At 34.1% G+C, this 19,236-nt stretch carries 19 protein-coding genes; 7 read left to right on the plus strand and 12 right to left on the minus strand.

All coding sequences use genetic code 11. The annotated features are described in order from the left end of the window. Positions 1-76 precede the first annotated feature (76 nt). Entirely contained in the window at positions 77-2,413 is a 2,337-nt protein-coding gene (locus ACFX5D_RS10720) for an ATP-dependent helicase (protein ID WP_379858192.1), read from the plus strand. 84 nt (positions 2,414-2,497) lie between these two features. Beyond that, positions 2,498-3,118 (plus strand): L-threonylcarbamoyladenylate synthase, encoded by a 621-nt coding sequence (locus tag ACFX5D_RS10725; protein WP_379858193.1) that lies wholly within the window; start codon positions 2,498-2,500, stop codon positions 3,116-3,118. A 152-nt stretch (positions 3,119-3,270) separates the two neighbouring features. Here the strand turns inward: ACFX5D_RS10725 and ACFX5D_RS10730 are convergent, their stop codons facing one another. The 3 genes from ACFX5D_RS10730 to ACFX5D_RS10740 form a co-directional block, all read right to left on the minus strand. After that, positions 3,271-4,104, minus strand: a complete 834-nt coding sequence (locus tag ACFX5D_RS10730; RefSeq protein ID WP_379858194.1) for an OmpA/MotB family protein — start codon at positions 4,102-4,104, stop codon at positions 3,271-3,273. A 52-nt stretch (positions 4,105-4,156) separates the two neighbouring features. Further along, entirely contained in the window at positions 4,157-5,155 is a 999-nt protein-coding gene (locus ACFX5D_RS10735; protein WP_379858195.1) for a glycosyltransferase family 2 protein, read from the minus strand. 65 nt (positions 5,156-5,220) lie between these two features. Continuing rightward, on the minus strand, positions 5,221-5,667 hold the full coding sequence (locus ACFX5D_RS10740) for a type I restriction enzyme HsdR N-terminal domain-containing protein (RefSeq protein ID WP_379858196.1): 447 nt from the start codon (positions 5,665-5,667) through the stop codon (positions 5,221-5,223). 91 nt (positions 5,668-5,758) lie between these two features. On the opposite strand from ACFX5D_RS10740, the gene holA reads away from it, so the two are divergent. The 3 genes from holA to ettA all read left to right on the plus strand — a co-directional run bounded on the left by holA (position 5,759) and on the right by ettA (position 8,793). Further along, positions 5,759-6,763 (plus strand): DNA polymerase III subunit delta, encoded by a 1,005-nt coding sequence (gene holA / locus ACFX5D_RS10745; protein ID WP_379858197.1) that lies wholly within the window; start codon positions 5,759-5,761, stop codon positions 6,761-6,763. A 77-nt stretch (positions 6,764-6,840) separates the two neighbouring features. Beyond that, positions 6,841-7,023 carry a CAL67264 family membrane protein gene (locus ACFX5D_RS10750; RefSeq protein ID WP_039108177.1) on the plus strand — a complete coding sequence of 61 codons (183 nt, stop codon included), beginning with the start codon at positions 6,841-6,843 and terminating at the stop codon, positions 7,021-7,023. Between the two features lie 75 nt (positions 7,024-7,098). Beyond that, positions 7,099-8,793 carry an energy-dependent translational throttle protein EttA gene (gene ettA / locus ACFX5D_RS10755; RefSeq protein ID WP_379851957.1) on the plus strand — a complete coding sequence of 565 codons (1,695 nt, stop codon included), beginning with the start codon at positions 7,099-7,101 and terminating at the stop codon, positions 8,791-8,793. A gap of 67 nt (positions 8,794-8,860) precedes the next feature. On the opposite strand, the gene ACFX5D_RS10760 is transcribed toward ettA, so the two are convergent. The 3 genes from ACFX5D_RS10760 to ACFX5D_RS10770 all read right to left on the minus strand — a co-directional run bounded on the left by ACFX5D_RS10760 (position 8,861) and on the right by ACFX5D_RS10770 (position 11,783). Next, complete coding sequence (locus ACFX5D_RS10760) at positions 8,861-8,989, minus strand: hypothetical protein (protein ID WP_379851958.1); 129 nt, start codon at positions 8,987-8,989, stop codon at positions 8,861-8,863. 76 nt (positions 8,990-9,065) lie between these two features. Next, complete coding sequence (locus ACFX5D_RS10765; protein WP_379858198.1) at positions 9,066-9,482, minus strand: thiol-disulfide oxidoreductase DCC family protein; 417 nt, start codon at positions 9,480-9,482, stop codon at positions 9,066-9,068. 135 nt (positions 9,483-9,617) lie between these two features. Beyond that, positions 9,618-11,783 (minus strand): endonuclease MutS2, encoded by a 2,166-nt coding sequence (locus ACFX5D_RS10770; protein WP_379858199.1) that lies wholly within the window; start codon positions 11,781-11,783, stop codon positions 9,618-9,620. 145 nt (positions 11,784-11,928) lie between these two features. Here ACFX5D_RS10770 and ung point away from each other — a divergent pair, with 145 nt between their 5' ends. Beyond that, a complete protein-coding gene (gene ung / locus ACFX5D_RS10775; RefSeq protein WP_379858200.1) occupies positions 11,929-12,615 on the plus strand; it encodes a uracil-DNA glycosylase in 687 nt (228 codons plus the stop codon). 178 nt (positions 12,616-12,793) lie between these two features. Here the strand turns inward: ung and ACFX5D_RS10780 are convergent, their stop codons facing one another. From ACFX5D_RS10780 to porX, 5 genes are all read right to left on the minus strand, one after another. Further along, the gene (locus ACFX5D_RS10780; protein ID WP_379858201.1) at positions 12,794-13,168 is read right to left on the minus strand and encodes a DUF4258 domain-containing protein; all 375 of its coding nucleotides are present in this window, start codon (positions 13,166-13,168) and stop codon (positions 12,794-12,796) included. 36 nt (positions 13,169-13,204) lie between these two features. After that, positions 13,205-14,404: an alanine dehydrogenase gene (locus ACFX5D_RS10785; protein ID WP_379851963.1), complete on the minus strand. Its 1,200-nt coding sequence runs from the start codon at positions 14,402-14,404 to the stop codon at positions 13,205-13,207. Positions 14,405-14,495: 91 nt separating this feature from the next. Beyond that, positions 14,496-14,969, minus strand: coding sequence for a GNAT family N-acetyltransferase (locus ACFX5D_RS10790; protein ID WP_379858202.1), 474 nt, complete (start codon positions 14,967-14,969; stop codon positions 14,496-14,498). An 8-nt stretch (positions 14,970-14,977) separates the two neighbouring features. Then, positions 14,978-15,385 carry a tRNA (adenosine(37)-N6)-threonylcarbamoyltransferase complex ATPase subunit type 1 TsaE gene (tsaE, locus tag ACFX5D_RS10795; RefSeq protein ID WP_379852049.1) on the minus strand — a complete coding sequence of 136 codons (408 nt, stop codon included), beginning with the start codon at positions 15,383-15,385 and terminating at the stop codon, positions 14,978-14,980. Between the two features lie 81 nt (positions 15,386-15,466). After that, the gene (gene porX, locus ACFX5D_RS10800) at positions 15,467-17,020 is read right to left on the minus strand and encodes a T9SS response regulator signal transducer PorX (protein WP_379858305.1); all 1,554 of its coding nucleotides are present in this window, start codon (positions 17,018-17,020) and stop codon (positions 15,467-15,469) included. A 480-nt stretch (positions 17,021-17,500) separates the two neighbouring features. On the opposite strand from porX, the gene ACFX5D_RS10805 reads away from it, so the two are divergent. Next, a complete protein-coding gene (locus ACFX5D_RS10805) occupies positions 17,501-17,761 on the plus strand; it encodes a hypothetical protein (protein WP_379858203.1) in 261 nt (86 codons plus the stop codon). A gap of 187 nt (positions 17,762-17,948) precedes the next feature. On the opposite strand, the gene argH is transcribed toward ACFX5D_RS10805, so the two are convergent. Further along, positions 17,949-19,229, minus strand: coding sequence for an argininosuccinate lyase (gene argH / locus ACFX5D_RS10810; RefSeq protein WP_379858204.1), 1,281 nt, complete (start codon positions 19,227-19,229; stop codon positions 17,949-17,951). Between the last annotated feature and the right edge of the window lie 7 nt (positions 19,230-19,236).

Genomic DNA, 19,236 nt, shown 5'->3' on the forward strand with positions numbered 1-19,236 from the left:
AGCCAATTGTTGTTTTTTGGTACTGAAAACCTCATTCAAAATCGCTATTTTTGCATAATAAAATTTAAAAATTTCCATGCACAAATATATCGATCAACTTAACGAAGCGCAACGCGAACCCGTTTTACAAAAAGACGGTCCTATGATAATTATCGCAGGAGCAGGTTCTGGGAAAACGCGGGTGTTGACCATTAGAATTGCTTATTTGATGAATCAGGGCGTAGATGCGTTTAGCATATTATCTCTGACTTTTACCAACAAAGCAGCTCGAGAAATGAAAAAACGTATCTCTGATATCGTAGGTGCTGGCGAAGCAAAAAATCTTTGGATGGGAACCTTTCACTCGGTTTTTGCTCGAATTCTTCGTTCAGAAGCGGAACATTTAGGCTATCCTTCGAATTTTACCATATATGATTCTCAAGATTCTCTTCGTGCCATTTCTGGAATTATCAAGGAAATGCAGTTGGATCGGGACGTCTACAAACCAAAACAGGTTTTAAGCAGGATTTCCAATTTCAAAAATAGTTTAATTACAGTAAAAGCGTATTTTAATGACCCCGATTTGCAGGAAGCTGACGCTATGTCTAAAAAACCTCGAATGGGGGAAATTTATCAAAATTATGTAGACCGATGTTTCAAAGCAGGAGCAATGGATTTCGATGATTTGTTATTAAAAACGAATGAATTGTTAACTCGTTTTCCAGAAGTTTTAGCTAAATATCAAAACCGTTTCCGTTACATATTAGTTGATGAGTATCAAGATACAAATCACTCCCAGTATTTAATTGTTAGAGCGTTATCTGATAAATTTCAGAATATCTGTGTGGTAGGTGACGATGCGCAAAGTATTTATGCCTTTCGAGGTGCCAATATCAACAATATCCTGAATTTTCAGAAAGATTATGAAGGGGTGAAAACATTTCGATTGGAACAAAATTACCGTTCGACAAAAAATATTGTAGAAGCGGCGAACACCATCATTGATAAAAACAAAGTTAAACTGGATAAAATAGTTTGGACAGCCAATGATTTTGGTCCAAAAATAAAAGTACACCGTAGTTTAACCGATAACGAAGAAGGTCGATTTGTTGCCGGTACCATTTGGGAACAAAAAATGCAAAACCAGTTGCCTAATGGGGCTTTTGCTATTTTGTATCGTACTAATGCACAGTCACGTGCGATGGAAGATGCATTGAGGAAAAGAGATATTCCGTATAGAATTTATGGTGGACTTTCATTTTATCAAAGGAAAGAAGTAAAGGATGTATTGTGTTATTTGCGATTGGTTATCAATCCAAAAGATGAGGAAGCTTTGGTTCGAGTAATCAATTATCCGGCTCGTGGAATTGGGAATACTACTATCGAGAAGTTAACTATTGCCGCCAATCACTACAAGCGTTCGATATTTGAAGTGATGCAGAATATTGAAAAAATCGACTTAAAACTGAATTCAGGAACAAAACAGAAACTTCTTGATTTTGTGACGATGATTCAGAGTTTTCAAGCAATAAATGAAAATCAAGACGCTTTTTATCTCGCCGATCACGTTGCTAAAAAAACGGGATTGGTACAAGAATTAAAGAAAGATGCTACTCCGGAAGGAATGGCTAAAATCCAAAATATCGAAGAATTATTAAATGGTATCAAGGATTTTACTGAAGGACAAAAAGAAGTTGATGGTGCCAGAGGTGCATTAGCTGAGTTTATGGAAGATGTGGCACTGGCAACCGATTTAGATAAAGATACCAGTGATGAAGATCGTGTAGCTTTAATGACCATTCACTTAGCAAAAGGACTGGAATTTCCCCATGTTTTTGTGGTAGGAATGGAAGAAGATTTGTTTCCAAGTGCGATGAGTATGAGTACGAGAAGCGAACTGGAAGAAGAACGTCGATTATTTTATGTAGCTTTGACAAGAGCAGAGCATCAGGCGTATTTGACCTATGCGCAATCGCGTTACCGTTGGGGAAAATTAACGGATAGTGAACCTTCCCGTTTTATTGAGGAAATCGATAGTCAGTATTTAGAATATATCACACCGCCAGAAAATAACTACCGTTATAAACCAATGATCGACAGTGATATTTTTGGTGATGTGGATAAATCCAAATTGCGTCTCGCAAAACCAATAGGAAGTACACCGCCGAAAAAGGCTATCGAAAACGAACCCAAATCGGATATAAATGTTAGGAAATTAAAACCGATGTCTAATACGAATGTATCTTCAGGAATTGCTAATCTATTTGATAATAAACTAGTTGCTGGAAATATTGTTATGCACGAACGCTTTGGGAAAGGCGAAGTCGTTAATATGGAAGGTGTTGGTGCTGATAAAAAAGCCGAAATCAAGTTTGAAGTGGGAGGAATAAAGAAATTATTATTGCGATTTGCAAAACTGGATATTATTGGGTAAAAATTTGTTTCAGGTTTAAGGTTTAAAGTTGTCTTTTAGAGGAACTTTAGGCCTTAAACATTTTAACTTTAAACTAAAAATTAAATGGCTCAATTTATAAAAATTTACGAAGACAAACCTAGTGAAGCGGCAATTGCCAAAGTCGTAAAGGTGCTTAAAGATGGCGGACTGGTAATTTATCCAACCGATACTGTTTATGGATTAGGCTGCGATATTACAAATACCAAAGCGTTGGAACGCATTGCTAAGATAAAAGGGATTAAGTTGGACAAAGCGAATTTCTCTTTTATTTGCAACGATTTGAGTAATTTATCCGATTATGTGAAACAAATTGATACGGCAACTTTTAAAATATTAAAAAGAGCTTTGCCAGGTCCTTATACTTTTATTTTACCAGGAAATAATAACTTACCTAAGGAATTCAAAAAGAAAACGACTGTCGGAATTAGGGTTCCAGATAATGCGATAGCTTTAGAAATCGTTAAGCAACTTGGAAATCCAATTGTGTCCACTTCGATTCACGATGATGATGATGTGATAGAGTACACAACAGATCCGGAGCTTATTTTTGAGAAATGGCAAAACTTAGTAGATATTGTAATTGATGGGGGTTATGGCGATAATATAGGTTCCACCATTATTGATTTATCGGGAGATGAGCCTATGGTCGTTAGGGAAGGGAAAGGGAGCTTGGACATTCTATAAGGAAGTGTTCAGTGTTCAGAAAAATAGTCTTCAGTTGCCGCAGCTTCAAAATTAGTGTTCAGTAGCAACTATAAAAAAACGTCTCGATACACCGAGACGTTTTTCTTATAATAAGCAAACGGAACACTAAAAGTTAGCCACTGAACACGGTTTTATTGTTTTTGTTTTTTCATTTCTTTTTCGATCATATCATAAAACTGATCGATCTTTGGCAATACAACAATACGAGTTCTTCTATTACGAGCTCTGTTTTCAGCTGAATCGTTAGCTACTAACGGAATATATGAACTTCTTCCTGCTGCAATTAATTGCTCTGGTTTAACACCTAGTTGATTTGTTAATACACGAATTATTGAAGTGGAACGTTTTACACTCAAATCCCAGTTGTCTAACAATACACCACTACCTTTATAAGGCACGTTATCAGTATGACCTTCAACCATACATTCAAAATCAGGTTTGTCATTTACCACTTTAGCCACTTTAGCTAAAACGCTTTTTGCTCTGTCTGTTACGTCGTAACTTCCCGTTTTGAATAATAATTTGTCTGCAATGGATATAAATACAACTCCTTTTTCAACATTTATTTCGATATCCGGATCAGAAATTCCAACTGAGCTTTTTAAGCTTGTTACTAAAGCAAGCGTTACACTGTCTTTTTTAGTTAAAGCATCTTGCATTCTGCTTATTTTTAAATCTTTTTCTTTAATAGATTCTAAAGCTTTCTCAATGTTTTCAGCACCTTTTGTAGACAATATAGTCATGTCTTTGGAAGTACTGATTAATCCTGTATTTTGCTCTTTTAACCCAGCTACAGTAGCTGAAAGTCCCGCTTTTTCTTCCAAGCAAGAATTCAATTTTACAGTGGCAGAATTTAATAAATCTTGAGTTTCTTTATTTCTTGCTTCTAGATCGGTATATTTCTTTTTAGAAACACAAGAAGTTAAAAGTACTAATACGGATAAGGCGATTACGATTTTTCTCATAAATGTTTAGTTTAATTATACGTGAATTACAAACTTAGTTTTTAATATTTTGTTAATCGTTAAATAAATGTTTAAATATTCTAACCTTTTTGACGAAGTATAGAAAAACGATGCTTTTCTGGTTATAGTATTTTTCCGATTGAAATTTTTCTCTTTTTTTATAATTAATGGAAAAAAGACGGTAAAAAGAACTATGTGCTTTTAAAATTGCAGCAAAATGATTAAATTTTCCTTGCAAAAGAAATTGTAATCCTGCAATTGCATCCAATACCATTCGACAAAATAATATCCAATATAATTCATCTTTAGGTAAATTTTTGCTCAACATTAATAATGAATTTCTAAAATTCAGATATGTTTTTTTTGGATTTCCCTGTTTTAATGTAGCTCCGCCAACATGAAAAACCACTGATTCCGAAATGTATTTTATTTGATGTCCCTTATTGAAAGCACGCCAACAGAGATCAATTTCTTCCTGATGCGCAAAAAAGTCAACGTCAAAACCTTTCAATTCTTTATAAACAGAACTTCGTATAAAAAAGCATGCGCCTGATGCCCAAAATATTTCGCAGTTATCATTGTATTGACCGTTGTCTTTTTCTAAGGTATTAAAAATGCGACCTCGACAATATGGATAACCATATTTATCAATAAATCCGCCGGCAGCACCAGCATATTCAAAATATTCTTTACGTTTAAAATCTAATATTTTAGGCTGAATTATAGCCGTTTGAGATTCATTTTCGAATGCTTTAATAATGGGTTGCAGCCAATTTTTGGTAACTTCGATATCTGAGTTTACCAAAGCATAAACTTCGGCATCAATATGCTTTAATGCTTCATTGTATCCGCCAGCGAAACCTGAATTGGAATCATTTTTAACTATTTTAACCGAAGGAAAATTAGCCATTACAAATGAAATGGAATCATCTGTTGAAGCATTATCGGCAAGATAAATTGTAGCTTCAAGCGAGTATTCTACCACTGATGGTATAAATTGTTCTAATAATTGTACTCCGTTCCAATTGAGTATAACAACAGCTATTTTCATTTTGACTTTTAGATTTATAGATTTTTCGACATTTTAGATTCTTAAAATCTAATAAGTTTAATAATCTAGCTATTATAATTTGGTAGATTTTCCAGGAAAGTATATTTCTCGTTTTCATAATCCATTTGACAAAAGTAATGATTCAATCCATTGGTCACCATCAAAAATTGGGACTTCATAGTCATATTGTACCGGGCAATTTGGTCGAATGTAGCTTGTGCAATTTTTATTTCGGGTGCTTTGCATTCGATTAAAATAAAAATAGAACCATCAGAATTGAAAACAACAATATCGTATCTTTTACGCAAGCCATTGACTTTTAGAACTTTTTCAACATTTATTAATGATTTAGGATATTTTTTTTCATCCAATAAATACTGAACTACGTGCTGACGAACCCATTCTTCGGGTGTGAGAATGATAAATTTTTTCCTGATTTCATCAAAAATGGAGACTTTATTTTCGCTATTTTTGAACCGAAAGTTATAAAGTTGAAAATTTAGTTTTTGCATAAAACAAAAGTATTAAATAAGTTTAAAATTTAAGGTTTAAAGTTTCATTGGAAGCCGTAAACTTTAAAATTCAAACCTTAAACAAAAAGAAATGGACGAGGTTGTAAAAATTGTAAATGATATAAAAAGCGGCAACATCAAACCCATCTATTTTTTGATGGGAGAAGAACCTTACTATATTGATAAATTATCTGATTATATAGAAGAAAAAGTACTTACCGAGGAAGAAAAAGGCTTTAATCAAACCGTTTTATACGGAAGAGATGTTTCGATAGAAGATATTATTTCTACCGCCAAGCGCTATCCGATGATGGCAGAACGTCAAGTGGTTATAGTAAAAGAAGCACAAGATTTAATTCGGACGATAGACAAATTGGAAAGTTATGCTGAAAACCCAATGTCAACAACAGTTTTAGTTTTTTGTTACAAATACAAAACATTGGATAAACGTAAAAAATTGACTAAACTATTGGCGAAAAATGGCGTCGTTTACGAAAGTAAAAAATTATACGAAAACCAAGTTGGCGACTGGATTAAACGTGTTTTATCAGGTAAAAAGTATTTGATTGAACCTAAAGCAAATGCCATGTTAGTAGAATTTCTTGGAACAGATCTGAGTAAGATAAACAACGAACTCGAAAAATTACAAATTATTCTACCTATTGGAAGTACAATAACTCCAAAGCATATTGAGGAAAATATAGGTTTTAGTAAAGATTTTAATGTCTTTGAATTGCGAAAAGCTTTGGGAGAACGCAACCAACTGAAAGCCTATACCATTGCCGAAAATTTTGCACAAAATCCTAAAGATAATCCCATGGTGGTAACTACGAGTTTGGTTTTTGGTTTTTTTATTCAGTTATTGAAATACCACGGATTAAGAGATAGAAATCCTAAAAACGTGGCGGCTGTATTAGGCGTTAATCCTTTTTTTTTAAAGGAATATGATGTGGCTCTAAAAAATTACCCAATGAAAAAAGTAAGTCAAATTGTGGGAGCTTTGAGAGATATTGATGTAAAAAGTAAAGGTGTCGGGGCTAATGCCTTATCTCAATCGGATTTATTAAGAGAAATGCTTTATAAAATATTTAATTAAAGTGTAAAAAATCCCGATATTTGCATTTGGGTTCCGACGTTTCAGAGTCGGCGGTAAAAAAATAAAATACCACAATTATGGGAATGAATAAAAACACTGTTTTAGGTTGGGCAACTTTAATAATGATTCTGATGGGATTACTCTTAATAGGATTAGGAGCTTTCCGTTACAGCGATGTTTCAGGATGGGGATTTGCTGCCGTTGGTGTTGGATTTTTAGCTAATGCTTGGGTATTTAGTTCACTTAAAGGAAGGCTTTAAAGTCTATATTAATGTTTAGCTGAGCACAAATAAGAGAAGAACGAATTAATTTTAAATTTTAAATTAAAAAAGAAAATGGCAGACGATAAGAAAGTAATATTCTCAATGTCAAAATTGAGTAAAACCTATCAAGGAGCAGATAAACCAGTGCTTAAAAATATTTATTTGAGTTTCTTTTATGGAGCAAAAATTGGTATTTTGGGTTTAAATGGCTCAGGAAAATCTTCATTATTGAAGATTATTGCCGGAGTTGATAAAAACTACCAAGGGGATGTCGTTTTTGCGCCAGGCTATACTGTTGGTTATTTAGAACAAGAGCCTATTCTAGATGATAGTAAAACGGTTATCGAAATTGTAAGAGAAGGTGTTGCAGAAACTATGGCAGTTTTAGATGAATTCAACAAAATCAATGATAGTTTTGGTTTGCCTGAAGTCTATGAAAATGCAGATAAAATGGAGCAATTGATGGATCGTCAAGCGCTTTTACAAGATAAAATTGATGCATTGGGTGCTTGGGAAATTGATACCAAACTGGAAATTGCAATGGATGCCTTGCGTACGCCAGAAGGAGATACACCAATCAAAAATTTATCTGGAGGTGAACGTCGTCGTGTAGCTTTATGTCGTTTGCTATTGCAGCAACCTGACGTTTTGCTATTAGATGAGCCTACGAACCATTTGGATGCAGAAAGTGTTCTTTGGTTAGAACAACATTTAGCACAGTACGCAGGAACGGTAATTGCCGTAACACACGATAGATACTTTTTGGATAATGTTGCCGGATGGATTTTGGAATTGGACAGAGGTGAAGGAATTCCTTGGAAAGGAAATTATTCCTCTTGGTTAGACCAAAAATCAAGCCGTATGGCACTGGAAGAAAAAGTAGCTTCCAAACGTAGAAAAAATTTAGAACGCGAGTTGGAGTGGGTTCGTCAAGGAGCAAAAGGGCGTCAAACGAAACAAAAAGCGCGTTTGCAGAACTACGATAAATTATTGAATGAAGATCAAAAGCAATTGGATGAGAATCTAGAAATTTATATTCCAAATGGTCCACGTTTAGGGACTAATGTTATTGAAGCCAAAAATGTTTCGAAAGCTTTTGGCGATAAATTGCTGTATGATAATTTAAATTTCACTTTACCGCAGGCAGGAATTGTAGGTATTATAGGACCCAATGGTGCTGGTAAATCTACAATTTTTAAAATGATAATGGGTGAGGAAAAGCCAGATTCGGGAGAGTTCTTGATTGGGGACACTGTAAAAATCGCTTATGTAGATCAAGCACACTCAAATATAAATCCTGAAAAATCAATTTGGGAAAACTTTGCTGATGGTCAGGAATTAATTATGATGGGCGGAAAACAAGTGAATTCAAGAGCCTATTTGTCACGTTTTAATTTTGGTGGTGGAGAACAAAATAAGAAAGTTTCGATGCTTTCCGGTGGTGAAAGAAACCGTTTGCACCTTGCAATGACTTTGAAAGAAGAAGGAAACGTGCTTTTGCTGGATGAGCCTACAAATGATTTGGATATTAATACACTTCGTGCTTTGGAAGAAGGGTTGGAGAATTTTGCAGGTTGTGCAGTAGTGATTTCTCACGACAGATGGTTCTTAGACAGAATTTGTACTCATATTCTAGCTTTCGAAGGAAACTCTGAAGTTTATTATTTTGAAGGTGGTTTCACTGATTATGAAGAGAATAAGAAAAAACGTTTGGGTGGTGATTTAACCCCGAAACGATTGAAATATAGAAAATTAATACGAAGTTAATATTTAAAAAGAACTTTTTTTAAATATTGAGAGGATGTCTGAAAAGGCATCCTCTTTTTTTGTGTCATTATTTTTTTTTGGTATCGGAATACATCATAATAAGCACCGCAGCAACTATTCCCACTACCACTAAACCAAAAACGACAATCATCATAAACGATCCATTGTCCCAAGAAAAAAGTGATGTGTCTTTCATAATTTAAATTTTAAGGTTATTCAAATTTAGAGTTCCTTCAAAATATAATTTATGATAATTATCATAACAGTATTTTTTATTCTAAAAACTTAGATTTTAACTCCTTTGTAGGAATCATACAAGTATCTTTCTTACCATACCATTTGTAACGATTTTTAGCAATATAATCGTAAATATAGTTTCTTAATTTGATAGGTAAAATTTTAAAAATTGTTACAAAATAAAAAAATCCACTTAAATTTTTTGCAATTTCCAAGACCGCATCCGATTTATAATAATAGGCAATTCCTGATTGGTATAAAATTATACTATCTATATTGCTGTTGTTAATTCCTATATATTTAATGATTTCCTGACCCAAATCAGATTGCAGAGATGCAAATCTAAAAATATCTTTTTTGTCATGCTTAATGACGAATTGTACCGCTGCATCACAAAGATTACAAACTCCGTCAAAGAGGATTATTTTTTTGTTTTTAGGAATATCAAGCATAATTAAAAATTTAAAATTAAGTCATTTATTCGTTCTTTCATCCTCACGTAGATATTCAAAATCATTCAAATAAAAAGATATTTCTCCTTAATCAAAAATACAAAACCGGTGAAGAGACTATAAACAGAATACTTATTATTTTTTTCCCGCTTCAACGAATTCCAGTGATTCAAGGCTTACTTTAGAGGTAAAAACACCGTAATTCACGACCGCTTTGTTCTTCTCAATCTTATCAATACTTCCCACTGCTTTTCCATCGGACATTCGGACTCGATCGCCGACTTTTAGAATAGGTTTTGGTTTTTCAACCACTACTTTTAGTTTCTTCTCTTTCTTTTCTTTTCTGATTTCTTCGACCTGAAGAGTAACCTCTTCAACAACTACTTTTTTCTGTTCTATCAGCGCTTTAGTTTCTTTGGGTGTCGCTTTTTTACGTTTTGAATTTTCAATTTCAATAATTTTTAAAAACTCACCAAGTAGGTCTTTTTTACTTTTGTTGTTAAAATATTTCTCAGCTATGTCTTCAATTTTTTGTCCAATGTAAATCGTTTTCTGATTGCTGTCGTACAATTCCTGGTAGCTTTCTAGTTTTTGTTTAATTTTTACATTGATAGTTTCCATTTTCTTTCCCTCTTCTCGCGCTTTCTTTTCCTCTTCTTTTAACGTTTGTGAAGTCTTCTCCATTTTTGAACGCTCTTTCTGAAGGGTAGCAATCGTTTTATCGAAACGTACTTTTCCCACTTCAATTTTCTTTTTTGCACGATTGATTAAACTAAATGGAATTCCGTTTTTTAAGGCAACTTCAAATGTAAAAGAACTTCCCGCTTGTCCTAAAACCAGTTTGTATAAAGGTTCTAATGTTTTTTCGTCGAATAACATGTTTGCATTGGTTGCATAAGGTAACTCATTTGCTAGAATTTTTAAATTGGAATAATGAGTTGTAATAATCCCAAAAGCCTCCCGATGATAGAACTCCTCTAAGAAAATTTCTGCTAATGCTCCACCTAATTCTGGATCAGAACCAGTACCAAATTCATCAATCAAGAACATGGTTTTCTTATTACACTTCTTCAAAAAATAGTTCATGTTCTTTAATCGGTAACTATAGGTACTAAGATGATTTTCAATAGATTGATTATCTCCAATATCGGTAAGTATTCTATCGAATAAAAATGTTTCACTGCGTTCATGAACTGGGATGAGCATACCAGACTGCAACATTAATTGGAGTAATCCAACGGTTTTTAATGAAATGGTTTTTCCACCTGCATTAGGTCCTGAAATTACAATAATTCTGCTTTCCTGGCTTAATTCAATGGTTTGCGGATGCGTAATTTCGTTTTTTTGTTTATTATTTAAGTACAAAACTGGATGATAAGCATCTCTAAAATAAAGTCGGCGATTTTCGGTAATTGTGGGTAAAATTCCATTTATCTTATTAGCATATTTTGCTTTTGCGCCAATGACATCAACATCACTGAGAAAATCTTGGTATTTGATTAAAAGTGGTAAAAAAGGACGAATATAATTGGATAACTGTTTTAATATTCGGTTGATTTCTTCTTTTTCCTCATATTCTAAATTACTTAATTCGCGCGAATATTGTAAGGTAGCTTCGGGCTCGATATAGGCAATACTTCCTGTCTTAGAACTGCCCAGGATTGATCCTTTTACTTTACGACGGTACATGGCCAAAACCGCCAAAACACGTCTGTTTTGAACAAAACTTTCTTTGATATCATCTAGATATCCCAAAGCGTTGTATTGCGTTAAAGCCGTACCAAAACTCTGATTGACTTTACCGCGAACCGTATTCATATTCCGACGGATATTCAATAAATCCGGTGAAGCATTGTCTTTTATTTCGCCATATTTATCGACTACTTCATCGACCATGGTGATAATCTCTTTGGTAAATTCGACTTCTAAAGCCCTTGCGTTTAGGTTGGGATAATAATCCTCGAATTTTTTCAGGAAATTCAGCAAAAAATTAGAAGTGGATGAAATAGTAGCAATTTTTCTAAAACTACCTACTTCAAGAAAACTGTCTTCTATGGCAAGAAACCTGATTTCATGAGTAATAGCATCAAAACCATGATTGGGAATTGCATTATTATTTTGGAAAGAGGACACATACTCTGACGTTTGCATTAATGCCTGCATCAACGTTTCCTTGTCTTTAAATGGAGTTATTTCCAAGGCTTTTTGTTTTCCAATGTCAGTATTGCAAATGGTTGAAATGGTTTCGAGAACAGTAGGAAATTGTAAATCTTGTAATGTTTTTTCGGTGATGGATATCATTTATCGTATAATTCTTTTCAAGACAAAAATAGCTAATAGTTAAGATAATTTAACAGACTTTCACAAAGAATTAAAGAATGTTTAGTATCCTTTTTTTGATTTAAAAAAAAAATCCCGCTGTATCTTTGCTTTCTAATACATAATTATGCAAATCAGTCTTAAAGCGGAATGGCAATCCATTTTATCAAACGAAATCCAGAAACCTTATTTTTCAGATTTATTGGGATTTGTCGATGATGAATACAAGGATCACACCTGTTATCCTCCCAAGGAATTGATTTTTTCGGCCTTTAACTATTGCAGTTTCAACGATGTAAAAGTGGTTATTATTGGTCAAGATCCGTATCATGGAAAAGGCGAGGCCAATGGTTTGTGTTTCTCTGTAAATGAAGAGGTTCGAATTCCACCTTCTTTGCGGAACATATTTCGGGAACTGAATGATGATTTGGGAACTATTTTTATGCCCACATCCGGCAATTTAGATTTTTGGGCAAAACAAGGCGTTTTGCTTTTGAACGCTTCTTTAACGGTAAGAGAAGATAATCCGAACAGTCATAGACATTTAAAATGGAATCTTTTTACTGACGCTGTAATTCAAAAAATTTCACACGAAAAAGAGCATGTGGTGTTTTTACTTTGGGGAAATTTTGCGCACAAAAAAGGAGTAAAAATTGACCGCAATAAACATTTGGTTTTAGAATCGGGACATCCGTCCCCTATGAGTGCTAATCAAGGAAAGTGGTTTGGCAACAAACATTTCAGCAAAACAAACGACTATTTAAAACAAAATGGAATAGAGGCCATCGACTGGATTTCAGAGGATGTATCCTAAAGGTTAACTTGATTTTTAGATTGCTCCGCGTGAGTGATGGCAGTGGAGCTCTTTTTTTGTGAGGCGTTTCAGCCACTCAAAAAAAAGCAGGAACGTACAGCACGACCCGAAGTTTTTACGAAGGGTCACGCCCAAATTGAAATCATGTTATTACTATAAATAATACTTTTTAGACTGTTTATTTTTTTTCAATATCGTCTAATACCGCTTTATCGTTGTAATTAATCACTTTAAGAATGACTTCTTGTTTTTTTACAGTTTGACCTTCGATTATGTAAAGTTTACCTTTTTTAAGTTCCACATTACTTTTGTCGAAATCAACATCGCCAAATTTTAATGTGTTTTTAATATCGGTGGTGTCTATCCATTTTTCAGCTAATATTTGGGAGGCTTTATCGGAATAGTAGAACGGTTTGTTTCTCAAATCATTCAAAACCCTGGCATTTGGAAAATAATTACAACGGGTGTCTTTCCCACTAAAGATAGCAGCTACAAAGAACAATCCCATAATTAAACCAACTAAATAATATGCAAAACGGTGTACAAATTTCATGAATCAAATTTTTGGCAAAGGTAAAAGAAAGTTTACTTAAAAAACAATTAAATTGATATCCTTATCCGGTAAATCAAACCAGTCGCCAATGGCTTTGTTGGTAAGAATTCCGTGATACAAATACACTCCGTTTTTAAGTCCTTTATCACAACGAATTGCAGTCTCAATACCGCCATCTGCCGCGATTTGCATTAAATAAGGGGTAATGATGTTGCTAATGGAAAGAGAGGCAGTTTTTGAATATCGAGAAGGAATATTGGGTACACAATAATGCAACACATTGTTTTTAATAAATGTAGGTTTCTCATGTGAGGTCACCTCCGAGGTTTCAAAACAACCACCGGTGTCAATACTTACATCCACAATTACAGCACCATTTTTCATGTGTTCGACCATTGTTTCGGTAACAACGACAGGGCAACGTTCTTTTCCCCTCATGGCTCCAATCGCCACATCGCAACGTCTCAAAGCTTTTAACAAAGATTTTGGCTGAATGGTAGAAGTAAAAATTCGTTGGTTTAAATTGTTTTGCAAACGACGTAATTTTGTAATAGAATTGTCAAATACTTTCACATTGGCGCCTAAACCGATTGCGGTTTTAGCGGCAAATTCACCCACAGTTCCAGCTCCCAGAATAACCACATCGGTAGGGGGAACTCCGGTTATATTGCCAAATAACAATCCTTTTCCAAATTCATTGGTAATCATCAACTCGGCTGCAATTAGTATAGAAGCGGTACCGGCTATCTCGCTTAATGATTTTACGGCCGGGTAAGTGCCGTCTTCATCTTTTATGTATTCAAAAGCAAGAGCTGTAATTTTTTTTTTAGCCAAAGCTTCAAAATAAGATTTCTTTCTTGTTTTTAATTGTATCGCGGAAATCAAGATTGATTCCGGATTCATCATTTGAATTTCGGCTGTCGTAGCTGGTTCTACTTTTAAAATCATTGGACAGCTAAATACTTTTTTGGTGTCATTTGTAACTTCTGCACCGGCATCACAATATTCCTTATCAGAATAACTGGAACTTTGTCCTGCACCAGCTTCAATCATTACTCGGTGTCCATGATAAGTCAGTGAATTTACTGCATCGGGAGTAAGACAAATGCGGCGTTCCTGATAGCTGGTTTCTTTTGGGATACCAATAAAAAGTTCGCTTTTTTGTCTTGCTATTTCCAATTTTTCTTCTTGAGGTAATAGCTGTTGCTTTGTGAATGGAGTTATAGTAATTGACATTATAATTGTTAATTTGTGGTACAATTTACGCAAAAGTTTTAGAAAAATGCAATTGTAACGATGATAAGTATAGTAATCGTTATTTTAAAATTTAACGGATGATTCTTTCCATTTTTATATCGGCTCTTTCATAAACTCCATCTTCTAATGCTATTTCTACAAAACCATATTTTTCATACAAATGGATAGCGGGCAGTAAACTTCTATTGGAGTACAAGATAAGTTTATAAATACCTTCCTTTTTGGCAACAGCCATACAATGTTCCATTATTTTTTTACCAATTCCTAAACCTTGAATCGTATTTGTAACCGCCATTTTACTCAATTCAAAAGTAAAATCATCTATTTTTATCAGGGAAACGGTGCCTATGATTTGATTATTGTATTTCGCATAAAATATCATTCCACCTTTATCAATAATTTCGCTTTGCGGATTCGAAAGTACGATTTCGTCTTTCGGTTCCACTTTGAAATATTTCTTCAGCCATTCTAAATTAAGTATTTTAATATGTTCCTTTAAGTCTGTTGAAAAAGGAATGATTTCTACGGTATTTTCTAAACTCATAATTTTATTTAACTTAATTCTAAAGAACGTTTTCCATCGGCAAGCAATTCAATAGTAATTACAGAATGTGCTTCAGGAATTAGATTTGGAATTTTTTCGGCCCATTCTATGAAACACAAATTCCCAGAATAGAGGTAATCATCAATTCCCATATCCATAGCTTCCGTTTCGCTGTTTAACCTGTAAAAATCAAAATGGTAAACAGTTTGATTTTTAATAGTTTGATACTCATTAACTAAAGAGAAAGTTGGACTGCTTGTGGCATCCGTAACACCCACTGTTTTGCACAGTTGTTTGATCAAAGTAGTTTTGCCAACACCCATTTCTCCATGAAAAAGAATTACTTTATTTGGCTTTTCGGCTATGATTTTTTGCGCAACTTCCTCGAGTTGATCTAAAGAAAAAGTAACATTCATTCTTCTTTTTTGTTTAAAGTTTAAGGTTAAAAGTTCCATCAAAACGGTTAAAAATATCTTGTTTGTGAACCGACTCTTTTTTTATTTCGGGTTAAAAACTAAGAAAGGAATAATCATTTCTTCCAATGATATTCCGCCGTGCTGATAGGTGTTTTTGTAATAACTCACATAATGATTGTAATTATTGACATAGGCCAGAAACAAATCATTTTTTGCAAAAATATAAGAACTGCTCATATTTATGGTAGGCAAACCAATATTTTTTGGTTCTTTCACCGCATAAACGTCTTTGTGTTCGTAGGTCAGACTGCGTCCTGTTTTGTAACGCAAATTCAAACTGGTGTTTTTATCACCCACCACTTTCGATGGATTTTTCACGTTTATAGTTCCGTGATCTGTCGTCAAAATCAATTTGAAACCTAATTTTTGAGCCTGTTGAATAATTTCCAACAAAGGTGAATTCTTAAACCAACTTAATGTCAGCGAGCGATAGGCTTTGTCATCGGAGGCGAGTTCTTTTACCACGTCCATCTCAGTCTTGGCGTGAGAAAGCATATCTACAAAGTTGTAAACTACCGTAACCAAATCATTGTCTTTTAAAGATTTAAAGTTTTCAACTAGTTTTTTGCCACCAGCTAAATTGGTAATTTTATAATAATCTTGCTTAATGTTTAATCCCAAACGTTTCAATTGTGCCGTCAAGAACTCCGCTTCATATAAATTTTTCCCGCCTTCTTCCGGATCATTTTTCCAATATTGAGGAAACTGTTTTTCCATTTCAAGAGGCGTTAAACCAGAGAAAATTGCGTTTCTGGCATATTGCGTGGCTGTAGGCAAAATGGCGTAATACGGAACTTCTTTTTCCAGTTTATAATAATTGGCCACCACGCTTTCAAAGGTTTTCCATTGATCGTAACGCAAATTATCAATCACAACAAATAGAATTGGTTTGTCTTTTTTTACGATTTCCGGCACTACTAATTCTCTGAATAATGTATGCGACTGAATTGGTTTATCCGCTTTTGGCGCAAACCAGTCTTCATAATTGCGCTCTATGAATTTTCCAAATTGGGAATTAGCTTCGGTTTTTTGAGATTCGAGAATCTCAACCATACTTTGATCGTCGATATTTTCCAATTCCAGTTCCCAAAAAATCAATTTCTTGTACAATTCTATCCAGTCTTCATAGGAATTCACCATCGCCATTTCCATGGTTATTTTTCTAAATTCCTTCTGATAATCCAACGTTGTTTTTTGCGAAATCAATCGGGAATGATCCAGATTTTTCTTCAAACTCAATAAAATCTGATTCGGATTCACGGGTTTGATCAAATAATCGGCAATTTTTGAGCCAATCGCTTCCTCCATGATGTATTCCTCCTCACTTTTGGTAATCATAATCATGGGAACCGAAGATTTTTTCTCTTTCATCTCCGACAACGTTTCCAGACCACTCATTCCGGGCATATTCTCATCTAGAAAAACAATATCAAAATTGTTTTCCTCAAAAATATCAATCGCATCCCGACCGTTATTACAGGTGGTTACCTCGTAATTTTTCTTTTCAAGAAATAATATATGTGGTTTCAAAAGGTCGATTTCATCATCCACCCAAAGTATTTTTATTTTCTCCATAAGTCGTATTAACAAGTATTCTAAAGTACTAATTGAAAGGGCCAATTTACTGATTTTTGCAACGGTTCTTTGCTAATATTATGATAATTTTTAGTACAATAGCCGCTTGTATTGCTAAACTAAGATAAGAATTTTATTTTGTTTAAACTTGTTTTTTGGGCGTGACCCATCCTGCGTAAACTCCGTCCGGGTCGGGCTTTACGCTGTATCTTTCCTTTTTAAAGAAAAAGGAAAGGATGCCGCTCCCATCCCTCACGCGGTTGCGAGAATTATTGGTTTTTTACATCACTATTTAAGTAAGAAAAGTTTTCATAAAATAAATTGTGCATTTACTGATTTGTATGAAAAAATAAATATATTTGAACGAACATAAAACGAAACAAACTTTCGTTAATCACCCATATTTGGGTGTATTTACGGAGATTAGTTTCACCTGTCGACAAGTTACCAGCAATATTATTCAACATTATTCTAAACCTCATGAATTTAAAAGAACTCAAGAAACAAGTTACGATTGTAATTGATAATTTAAAAGATCATGGTAAATTTCCAAAAGAAAATAATCATTATGATTATAAAATGGAATTGAATTTTTTTGGCTTGAACGATGCAACAGAAATTTTTATGCGAAACTTTTCTAAAGATATTTTATCATTTGGAAATGCCAACGGAGGAATAATCTTACTCGAAATTAAAGAAGACAAAACTAAAGGAAGTTTTGAAGATATTGGGAAAAAGTAGAAGCCATGTCTTTAAACTTATGTCTTTGATGCGATAAAACTATACATTGACTGCGTTTTCTAACGATACTCTTAGGGCTATTTTGATGAGGGTGTTCTAATACCTCAATATCTTTTTTTTAATATAATAAAATCCATTCGTTTTTGTAGCGAATGGATTTTATTATAACCATTATTTTTGTTTTGAATTAATAAGAATCTCTCATCTTCCTTTTTATTTCCTTTAAACACAAATTGTTAATACTTCCTTCGTGCGTATGTTTGGTTTCTTTTGGTGATTTGAAAGTGCCATTTTCCAGTTGTTCTGCAACTACTTTATAGGCATCTCTAAAAGGCATTCCGGCAACAACCATTTCGTTTAAGGAATCTACCGTAAACAAATAATCGTATTTTTTATCGTCTAAAATGTGTTCTTTTACTTTGATATCTTTTATAGCAAAAATAGCGATATCCAAACACGCTTTCAGGTTTTGAATCGCTGGAAATAGTCCTTCTTTCAACAATTGTAAATCCCTGTGATAACCGCTTGGCAAGTTGTTGGTAATTAAAGTAATTTCATACGGCAAGGCTTGAATTTTGTTGCATTTTCCACGGATCAATTCAAAAACATCCGGGTTTTTCTTGTGTGGCATAATGCTGGAACCTGTTGTAAGATGGGCAGGCAAACTGATAAAATCAAAATTCTGACTCATATACAAACAAACGTCCATAGAAAATTTTGCCAAAGTAGCAGCAACACTACTCATTGCAAAAGCAACCGTTTTTTCTGATTTTCCACGGCTCATTTGTGCCGCTACAGAATTGAATTTTAAAGTTTTAAACCCTAATTCCTTTGTCGTGAATGTTCTGTTAATTGGGAAGGAACTTCCATAACCTGCAGCTGAACCTAATGGATTTTGGTCTACAATTTTCAAAGCAGCATTTAGCATCGTCATATCATCAATTAAGGTTTCGGCGTAAGCAGAAAACCACATTCCAAAAGAAGAAGGCATCGCAATTTGAAGGTGAGTATATCCTGGCAATAAAACATTTTGATGTTTTTCAGCCGATTCCATTAACAAATCAAAAAGACTCTTTACTTGTTCCTTTAGTTCTTTAACCACGTCTTTTAGATACAAATTAACGTCTACTAAAACTTGGTCGTTACGAGAACGGGCAGTATGAATTTTTTTTCCGGCATCACCTAATTTTAGCGTTAAAAGATACTCGATTTTAGAATGTACATCTTCAAAACTATCTTCGATTTCGAAATGCCCTTTTTCTGCATCAATGACAATATCTTCTAAAGCTAGAACTAAAGATTCCGTTTCGGAAGTTGTCAAAAGCCCGATTTGGTGCAACATTTTGGCATGAGCAATAGAGCCTAAAGCATCGTATTTGGCAAGAACTAAATCTAGTTCTCTGTCGTTACCAACGGTGAAATGTTCTATTTGTTTATCTGTTGGTATTCCTTTTTCCCAAAGTTTCATATATGGA

The organism is Flavobacterium fructosi (assembly GCF_042787335.1).
Classification (GTDB): domain Bacteria; phylum Bacteroidota; class Bacteroidia; order Flavobacteriales; family Flavobacteriaceae; genus Flavobacterium; species Flavobacterium fructosi.